Raw genomic sequence first — 8,603 nt, forward strand, 5'->3', positions numbered from 1 at the left:
CAGTGCCGCAGCGCGGCCGGACTCATCCGTGTCCGTCGGCCGCCCGGGAGTTGTCTGCCATCGTGTCTGCCTCTTCGAGCGACGTCAGGATCGTGCCGCGAGCCGACGACACGCCACGCCGCGTTTCGGGCTGGCTCGGCGCGACCGTCGTCGTCTTCGCGCTGGTCTCGGCGCTCGTCACCTTCCTCGTCCTCTCGGGCGTCACGCCGGTGGTGCCGGTTCATGAGGTCGTCGTCGGGGTCTTCGTCCTCAACGGTCTCCTGATCCTCCTGCTGCTGGTCGTCGTCGCCTTCGAGACCTCGGTGCTGATCCGCGCCCGCCGCGCCGGCGCCGCAGCCGCCGGGCTGCATGTCCGCATCGTCGGCCTGTTCAGCATCATCGCCGCGCTGCCGGCGGTCCTGGTCGCCATCATCGCGACGGTGACGATCGAGCGCGGGCTGGAACCGTGGTTTTCGGACCGCATGCGCGATGCGGTGTTCCGCTCGGTCGAGGTGGCGGACGCTTATGCCAGCTCGCAATGCCAGTCGCTCGGCCGCGAGATCCGTCTTCTTGCGGATGATCTCACGCGCGCCCGCGCCGCCTACGACGTCGACCGGAAGTGGTTCGAGACCTTCCTGACGGTGCGGGCCACGGCGCTGGGCGTCCCCGTCGCGGCGATCATGCAGCCGCCCCACAAGGTGCTGGTGCGCGCCAATATCGACGTGCTGCGCAACGCGCCAAGGCCGGACGCCGCCGCCTTCGAGGATGCGCAATCCTCGCCCGATCCGATCTGCGTGCTGCCCGCGAGCGGGCGCATCTTCGGCGCACTGGTCAAGCTGCCCTCCTATGACGACGCCTTCCTGCACATCGCCCGACAGGTCGATCCGCTGGCGGTCGAGTTCCCGGCCTTCGCACGCTCGGCGGCGGCGGAGTATCTCTCGATCGATGCGCGCCGGAAGGGCGTCCAGATTGCCTTTGCCTCGATGTACGGGCTGATCGCCGTCATCCTGCTGCTCTCGGCGATCTGGCTCGGGCTCAGCTTCGCCAACGCGCTGGTCGCGCCGATCCGGCGGATGATTCACGCCACGGACCAGGTCTCGAGCGGGAACTTCTACGTTCAGGTGCCGATCCGGCGTTCCGAGGGTGACCTCGCCCATCTCGGCGAGACCTTCAACAAGATGACCGCGGAACTCCGCCGCCAGCGCGACGGTCTGGTGACGGCGAGCGAGGTCATCGACCGCCGCCGCCGCTTCACCGAGACCGTGCTCTCCGGCGTCTCGTCGGGTGTGCTCAGTCTCGACCGCGACGGGCACATCACCATCGCCAACCGCTCGGCCGAAAGCCTGCTGGGCACGGGCGGGCGCCTGCTCGGCCAGCCGATCGGCCAGGTTGCCCCCGAGATCGCCGCCTTCGTCACCGAGGCGCTGAACGGGCGCCAGCGCCAGAGCTCGGGGCAGATCGCGATCACCCGGGCCGGGCAGGACCGCATGGTCAATGTTCGTGCCGTGCGCGAGGGCGAGGGGAGTGGCGCCGGCCTCGTCGTGACGCTGGACGACATCACCGATCTCGTCTCGGCGCAGCGCACCGCCGCCTGGGCCGACGTCGCCCGCCGCATCGCCCATGAGATCAAGAATCCGCTGACGCCGATCCAGCTTTCGGCCGAGCGCATCCGTCGCAAGTTCGGCCGAGTCATCACCGAGGACAAGGAGATCTTCGACCAGTGCACGGACACGATCGTGCGCCAGGTCGAGGACATCCGGCGCATGGTCGACGAGTTCTCCTCCTTCGCCCGGATGCCGAAGCCCTCGTTGACGCAGGACGATATCGCTGAGACCGTCCGCCAGATCGTCTTCCTGATGCGGGTGGGCAATCCCGAGCTGACGATCAGCGAGAACCTGCCGGCCGGCTCGGTGCCGGCCCGATTCGACCGCCGTCTGCTCTCGCAGGCCCTGACCAATGTGATCAAGAACGCGACCGAGGCGATCGACGCCGTGCCGATGGAGGAGCGTGGCCCGGGCCGGATCGACGTCGCCTTCGAGCGGCGCGAGGACGGCAGGATCGTCATCGACGTCATCGACAACGGCAAGGGGCTGCCAGCAGACCAGCGGCAGAAGCTGCTGGAGCCTTATATGACGACCCGCGAGGGCGGGACGGGGCTTGGCCTCGCCATCGTGGGAAAGATCCTCGAGGACCATGGCGGCGGCATCGAGCTGCTCGACCGGCCGGATGCGGCCGAAGGCAAACGCGGCGCCCGGATCCGCCTCTGGTTCCCCGAGACCGGCCCCGAACCCGACGAGAACCCCGACGACGGCCGCAGCGACAATGGTCGGCATGCCGCGTCCGGACGGCAAACGCAGGATAGGATACGCGTATGAGCGCTGACATTCTGGTCGTGGACGACGAAGCCGACATCCGCGAGCTGGTCGCCGGCCTGCTCGAGGACGAAGGCTATCGTACGCGCAAGGCGAGCTCCGCCGACGAGGCGCTGGCAGCGATCGCCGCACGCCGGCCGAATCTGGTCTTCCTCGACATCTGGCTGCAGGGCAGCCGGCTCGACGGGTTGCAGGTGCTGGAGCTGATCAAGGAGAGCCATCCCGACCTCGCGGTGGTGATGATCTCGGGCCATGGCAACATCGAGACCGCGGTTTCCGCCATCAAGAGCGGCGCCTACGACTTCATCGAGAAGCCGTTCAAGGCCGATCGGCTTGTCCTCGTCGCCGAGCGCGCGCTGGAGGCGTCGCGGTTGCGGCGCGAGGTGCGCGAACTGCGCAAGGGCTCGGTCCAGGCGAGCCGCATCGTCGGCAAGTCGACCGTGGTGAACCAGTTGCGCCAGACAATCGAGCGCGTCGCGCCGACCAATGCGCGCGTGCTGATCACCGGCGAGCCGGGCTGCGGCAAGGAACTCGCCGCCCGCACCCTGCACGAGGCCTCGACCCGCGCGACCGGCCCCTTCGTCGTCATCAACGCGGCGACGATCACGCCCGAAACGATGGAGGAGGAGCTGTTCGGCGTCGAGGCGGGCGACGGTCGCTCGCGCCGCGTCGGCGCGCTGGAAGAGGCCCATGGCGGCTCGCTCTATATCGACGAGATCGGCGACATGCCGCGCGAGACGCAGAACCGCATCCTGCGCGTGCTGGTCGACCAGAATTTCCAGCGCGTCGGCGGAGCCACCCGCGTCCATGTCGATGTCCGGATCATCTCCTCGACCAGCCGTGACCTCGCCCAGCTCATCGCGGGCGGGCAGTTCCGCGAGGATCTCTATCATCGCCTCTCGGTCGTGCCGGTGAAGGTGCCCGCGCTGTCGGAGCGGCGCGAGGACGTGCCGGAGCTGATCGAGTTCTTCATGGAACAGATCTCGGTCGCCTCCGGCCTGCCGAAGCGCCGCATCGGCGCGGATGCGATGGCGGTGCTGCAGTCGCATGAATGGCCGGGCAACGTCCGCGAGCTGCGCAACAATGTCGAGCGGCTGATGATCCTGACCAAGGGCGACCCCACGGCCGACATCACGGTCGACATGCTGCCGGCCGAGGTCGGAGCCATGGTCCCGACCACGCCCTCGGGCTCGGGCGGCGAGCGGCTGATGAGCCTGCCGCTGCGCGACGCGCGCGAGATCTTCGAGCGCGAATATCTCATCGCGCAGATCGCCCGCTTCTCCGGGAACATCTCGCGGACGGCGGAATTCATCGGCATGGAGCGCTCGGCGCTGCACCGGAAGCTGAAATCGCTGGGTGTGGGGTAGCAGGGCAAGCGCGGCCTGCATGCGCGCTTGCATGCAGCGCAGGCGCTTCGCTGCCCTGCACCCTCATGTTGCACTTGCGTTGTCGGCGGACTCGGCGGTCTAATGAAGGATCGGTGTCCCGAAGCGGGCGGCATGAGCCGCCCTGCTAACGGGACGAACATGGATCGCAGGGCTGCAAGCCGATGAGCGATCCCAACAACAGGGGCTACCCATGGCCGCAGAGCGGGCACAGAACCTTCAGGACACCTTCCTCAACTATGTGCGCAAGCAGAAGATTCCGCTGACGATCTTCCTCGTCAACGGCGTCAAGCTGCAGGGCGTCGTCACCTGGTTCGACAATTTCTGCGTGCTGCTGCGCCGCGACGGCCATTCGCAGCTCGTCTATAAGCATGCCATCTCGACCATCATGCCCGGCCAGCCGGTGCAGCTGTTCGAGCCCGAGGAATCGGACAAGGCCTGATCATGGGCACCCGCAGCGATGCGGACGAGGCTCGCGCCGGCCCCAAGCCGCTCGACGCCATCGAGCGCGAGATCGCTGCCAACACCCGCGCCTTCGTCGTCGGGCCCTATCAGCAGCGTCGCGGCGCGACGGATGCGTCGCTGCGCTCCTTCGCCGCCCGTCTCGACGAGGCGGTGGGGCTGGCGGCGGCGATCGACCTCACCGTCGTCGAGCCGATCCAGGTCCTGCTGACCGCGCTGCGGCCGGCGACCTATCTCGGCAAGGGCAAGGTCGAGGAGATCGCCGAACGCATCAAGCTCGAGGAAATCGGCCTCGTCGTGATGGACTGCGCGCTCTCGCCGGTCCAGCAGCGCAATCTCGAAAAGGCGTTCGGCTGCAAGGTTATCGACCGCACCGGCCTGATCCTCGAGATCTTTGGCCGCCGCGCCCGCACCCGGGAGGGCGCGCTGCAGGTCGAGCTCGCCCATCTCAACTATCAGAAGAGCCGCTTGGTGCGGTCCTGGACCCATCTCGAGCGCCAGCGCGGCGGCTTCGGCTTCCTCGGCGGCCCCGGCGAAACCCAGATCGAGGCCGACCGCCGCATCATCCAGGAGCGGATGACCAAGATCGAGCGCGATCTCGAGGCGGTGAAGCGCACGCGCGGCCTGCACCGCGCCAGCCGCAAGCGCGTACCCTATCCGGTCGTCGCGCTTGTCGGCTACACCAATGCCGGCAAATCGACCCTGTTCAACCGGCTCACCTCCGCCGAGGTGCTGGCGCAGGACATGCTCTTCGCCACGCTCGACCCGACGGCCCGCGCGCTGAAGCTGCCGCATGGCGCGAAGATCATGCTGTCGGACACGGTCGGCTTCATCTCCGACCTGCCGACGCAGCTCGTCGCCGCCTTCCGCGCCACGCTGGAGGACGCGATCGAGGCCGATGTGCTGCTGCATGTCCGCGACGTTGCTCATGAGGACACACAGGCCCAGGCCGCCGACGTTCAGGCGATCCTTCGCGATCTCGGGATCGATCCGGATGACGGGCAGCGCGTCGTCGAGGTCTGGAACAAATCCGACCTGCTGGCGCCGGAGGAACGCGAGCGTCAGCTCGGGCTGGCCGGGCTGAAGCCCGAGGCCGCTCGGCCGGTTCTGGTGTCGGCCTTGACCGGCGACGGCATGGGGCGACTGACCGATGCCATCGAGAGCCGCATCGCCCGCACCAGGCCGGTCTACCGTTTGGCCCTCGCACCGGGAGATGGCAAATCGCTGGCCTGGCTGCACGCCAATGGCGAGATCCTCGAGCGTCGCGACGCCGAGGACGGCACGCTCGACCTGACCGTCCGGCTGCCGCCGGAGCGGGAAGGGGCCTTCGGTGCCCGCTTCCCCGAGGCGCAGCGGGAACACTGAGGCCGGCCCGCCCGGCAGAGAGGTGGCGATGACGCGCGAACTGCACTGGAGCTGGGAGGGCCAGACAATCCCGCTCGGTCTCGACGAGGCGGGCGAGGGGCCGAGCGCGCTGCTTCTGCCCGCGCTCAGCTCGATCTCGACCCGCAGCGAGATGCACCCGCTGATGCAGCGGCTCGCGCCCGACCACCACGTCATGACGGTGGACTGGCCCGGCTTCGGCGACCGGCCGCGTCCGAAGCTCGATTACACACCCGCGATGCTCCAGGCCTTCCTCGATTGGCTGCTCACGGAGATCGTGCCGCGGCCGGCGCTTCTGGTGGCCGCCGGCCATGCGAGCGCCTATGCGCTGGGCCATCTCGCCCGCCATCCCGGCACGGTCGGCCGCCTCGTGCTGGTCGCGCCGACCTGGCGCGGTCCGTTCCCGACGATGATGGAGGGCGAGCGGCCCTGGTTCGCGCGGGTGAGGGCTGCCGTCGATGCGCCGGTGCTCGGCCCGGCGCTCTATGCGCTGAATCTGAGCGGCCCCGTGATCCGCAAGATGGTCGTCGGCCATGTCTACAGCGATCCGACCTGGCTGACGCCGGAGCGCATGGCGGCGAAGCGCGCCGTCACCAGCGCGGCGGGCGCGCGCCACGCCTCGGTGCGCTTTGTCACCGGCGGGCTCGACAGGGTGGCCAGCCGCGACGCCTTCCTCGCTCTGGCGGAGAAGGCTGCGGTCCCGACGCTTGTCGTCTACGGCGCCGAGACCCCGCCGAAGTCCCGCGCCGAAATGGAGGCGCTGGCGGCGCGGCCCGGGATCGAATCGGTGCGGCTCCCGCAGGGCAAGCTTAGCCTGCACGAGGAGTTTCCGGATGCTGTCGCGGAGGCCATTGCGCGTTTCGCTCCGGGCTGACGAAGTGCTGCCCGGGCCGTCGCCGGCCCGCTCGTTCATCGCGTCTTAACGCTGGGCCGATACCCCTTGGAGCCTGTCTTCTACGCCAGCCTCCGCGGTTTCTCATGCGTCATTCCGGCCTTCACTCCCCCGCGCAAGAGATTGCCGCCGAAGCCTTTTCCGACGATGCGCCCGAGCCGCCGGCCGGGTCGGGCGGTCCGGTCTATGTCCGCTCGCGCGCCAACCCGCTCGCCCTGGTGAAGCCGGGCCAGGTCCCGGCCGCCCCGCCCCCGCCCGAGCCGCCGCAGGTCCGCTTCTGGCGCACGCCGGATCGTCTGATCGGCAGCGTCTGGGCGCGCGGTGGTGCCGAAGCGCTTCTGCCCGAGGACGAAGCCGACGCCATGGCCGGACAGCCGGTCGTGGCGCTGCCGGATGATGTCGTGATCGACGCGGCCTTGGTCGAAGATGAGGGGCGCGCGCCGACGACGCCCTTCGACCTGCTCTCCGACCACGCCTTCTGGGAGGTCGTCGCTGCCGAGATGGCCGAGGAGGAGGCCGGCGGCCAGGCCGCGGCACCGCCGCAGGCCGAGATGGCGATAGCCTCTCCGCCGCCCCGTCCTGTAGAGCCGATGGTCGCGAAGCCCTCGGCCCGCAACACGGTTCAGCGGATCGCGCCGCAGCCGGCGGCGTCCGTCCGGGTCGTTGCGACACGTCCCGTCGCGCCCGTCGTGATGGCGCAAGTCGCGATAGCCCAGCCTGCAGCACCGGCGCCGGCCCCGATCGCCGAGGCAGTCTCGGCCGGGCCGGCGCGCGGTGTCGTCGTGACGCGCCGGGCGCGGGCCGAGTTGGCGGTGCCGGAGCCCGTCGCCGCCCCGGTGGCTGCCCCGGTGGCTGCGCCGGTGTCGGAGCGTGCGGAGGTCCGCATCGCGCCGCCGGCGCCCTTCGAGCTCCCCGATATCGCCATTCTCGGCGAGCCGCCGGCGGTCGAGACCGCGATTCCCACCGAGGTCCTGCAGCAGAATGCGGGCTTCCTCGAGGGCGTGCTCGAGGACTTCAACGTCAGGGGCGAGATCGTCCAGGCCTGCCCCGGCCCTGTGGTGACGCTGTACGAGCTGGAGCCGGCTCCGGGCACGAAGTCCTCGCGGGTGATTTCGCTGGCGGACGACATCGCCCGCTCGATGAGCGCGATTTCGGCGCGTGTGGCGGTGATTCCCGGCAAGAACGCGATCGGCATCGAACTGCCCAACGCCAAGCGCGAGACGGTCTATCTGCGCGAGCTTCTGGCGAGCCAGGATTTCGAGAGCTCCAAGCACAAGCTCGCCTTGGGGCTGGGCAAGACCATCGGCGGCGAGCCGGTGATCGTCGATCTCGCCAAGATGCCCCATCTCTTGGTCGCGGGCACCACCGGCTCGGGCAAGTCGGTCGCGATCAACACGATGATCCTGTCGCTGCTCTACCGGCTCAAGCCCGAGCAGTGCCGGCTGATCATGGTCGATCCCAAGATGCTCGAACTGTCGGTCTATGACGGCATCCCGCATCTGCTCACGCCCGTCGTCACCGACCCGAAGAAGGCGGTCGTCGCGCTCAAATGGGCGGTGCGCGAGATGGAGGAGCGCTACAAGAAGATGTCGAAGCTCTCGGTGCGCAACATCGACGGCTTCAATGCGCGGGTTCAGGAGGCGGCCGCGGCAGGAGAGGTCATCACCCGCACGGTCCAGACCGGCTTCGACCGCCATTCCGGCGAGGCGATCTATGAAGAGGAGGTCATGGACCTCGCGCCTCTGCCCTATATCGTCGTTATCGTCGACGAGATGGCCGACCTGATGATGGTCGCCGGCAAGGAGATCGAGGGCACGATCCAGCGCCTCGCCCAGATGGCGCGCGCGGCCGGCATCCATGTCGTGCTGGCGACGCAGCGGCCCTCGGTCGACGTGATCACCGGCACGATCAAGGCGAACTTCCCGACGCGCATCTCCTTCCAGGTGACGAGCAAGATCGACAGCCGCACCATCCTCGGCGAGATGGGCGCCGAGCAGCTGCTCGGCCAGGGCGACATGCTCTACATGGCCGGCGGCGGGCGCATCACCCGCGTCCACGGCCCCTTCGTCTCGGATGCCGAGGTCGAGAAGGTCGTCGCCCATCTCAAGACGCAAGGCCGGCCGCAATATC

The 8,603-nt window shown here is 68.9% G+C and carries 6 protein-coding genes; all 6 read left to right on the plus strand.

The annotated features are described in order from the left end of the window. Positions 1-62: 62 nt before the first annotated feature. Positions 63-2,354: a sensor histidine kinase NtrY-like gene (locus ACFPN9_RS28305; protein ID WP_245282461.1), complete on the plus strand. Its 2,292-nt coding sequence runs from the start codon at positions 63-65 to the stop codon at positions 2,352-2,354. Further along, entirely contained in the window at positions 2,351-3,718 is a 1,368-nt protein-coding gene (ntrX, locus tag ACFPN9_RS28310) for a nitrogen assimilation response regulator NtrX (protein ID WP_066717479.1), read from the plus strand. Before ACFPN9_RS28305 ends, ntrX begins: the two co-directional genes overlap by 4 nt. A 211-nt stretch (positions 3,719-3,929) precedes the next feature. Then, positions 3,930-4,178 (plus strand): RNA chaperone Hfq, encoded by a 249-nt coding sequence (hfq, locus tag ACFPN9_RS28315; RefSeq protein ID WP_066717476.1) that lies wholly within the window; start codon positions 3,930-3,932, stop codon positions 4,176-4,178. A gap of 2 nt (positions 4,179-4,180) precedes the next feature. Then, on the plus strand, positions 4,181-5,563 hold the full coding sequence (hflX, locus tag ACFPN9_RS28320) for a GTPase HflX (RefSeq protein ID WP_066717473.1): 1,383 nt from the start codon (positions 4,181-4,183) through the stop codon (positions 5,561-5,563). 28 nt (positions 5,564-5,591) lie between these two features. Continuing rightward, positions 5,592-6,455 carry an alpha/beta fold hydrolase gene (locus ACFPN9_RS28325; RefSeq protein WP_066717471.1) on the plus strand — a complete coding sequence of 288 codons (864 nt, stop codon included), beginning with the start codon at positions 5,592-5,594 and terminating at the stop codon, positions 6,453-6,455. Between the two features lie 104 nt (positions 6,456-6,559). Then, positions 6,560-8,603 (plus strand): DNA translocase FtsK (locus ACFPN9_RS28330; RefSeq protein ID WP_377817971.1); only part of this gene is annotated, 2,044 nt, incomplete at its 3' end.

It is taken from the genome of Allobosea massiliensis (assembly GCF_042655245.1).
In the GTDB taxonomy this organism is placed as follows: domain Bacteria; phylum Pseudomonadota; class Alphaproteobacteria; order Rhizobiales; family Beijerinckiaceae; genus Allobosea; species Allobosea massiliensis.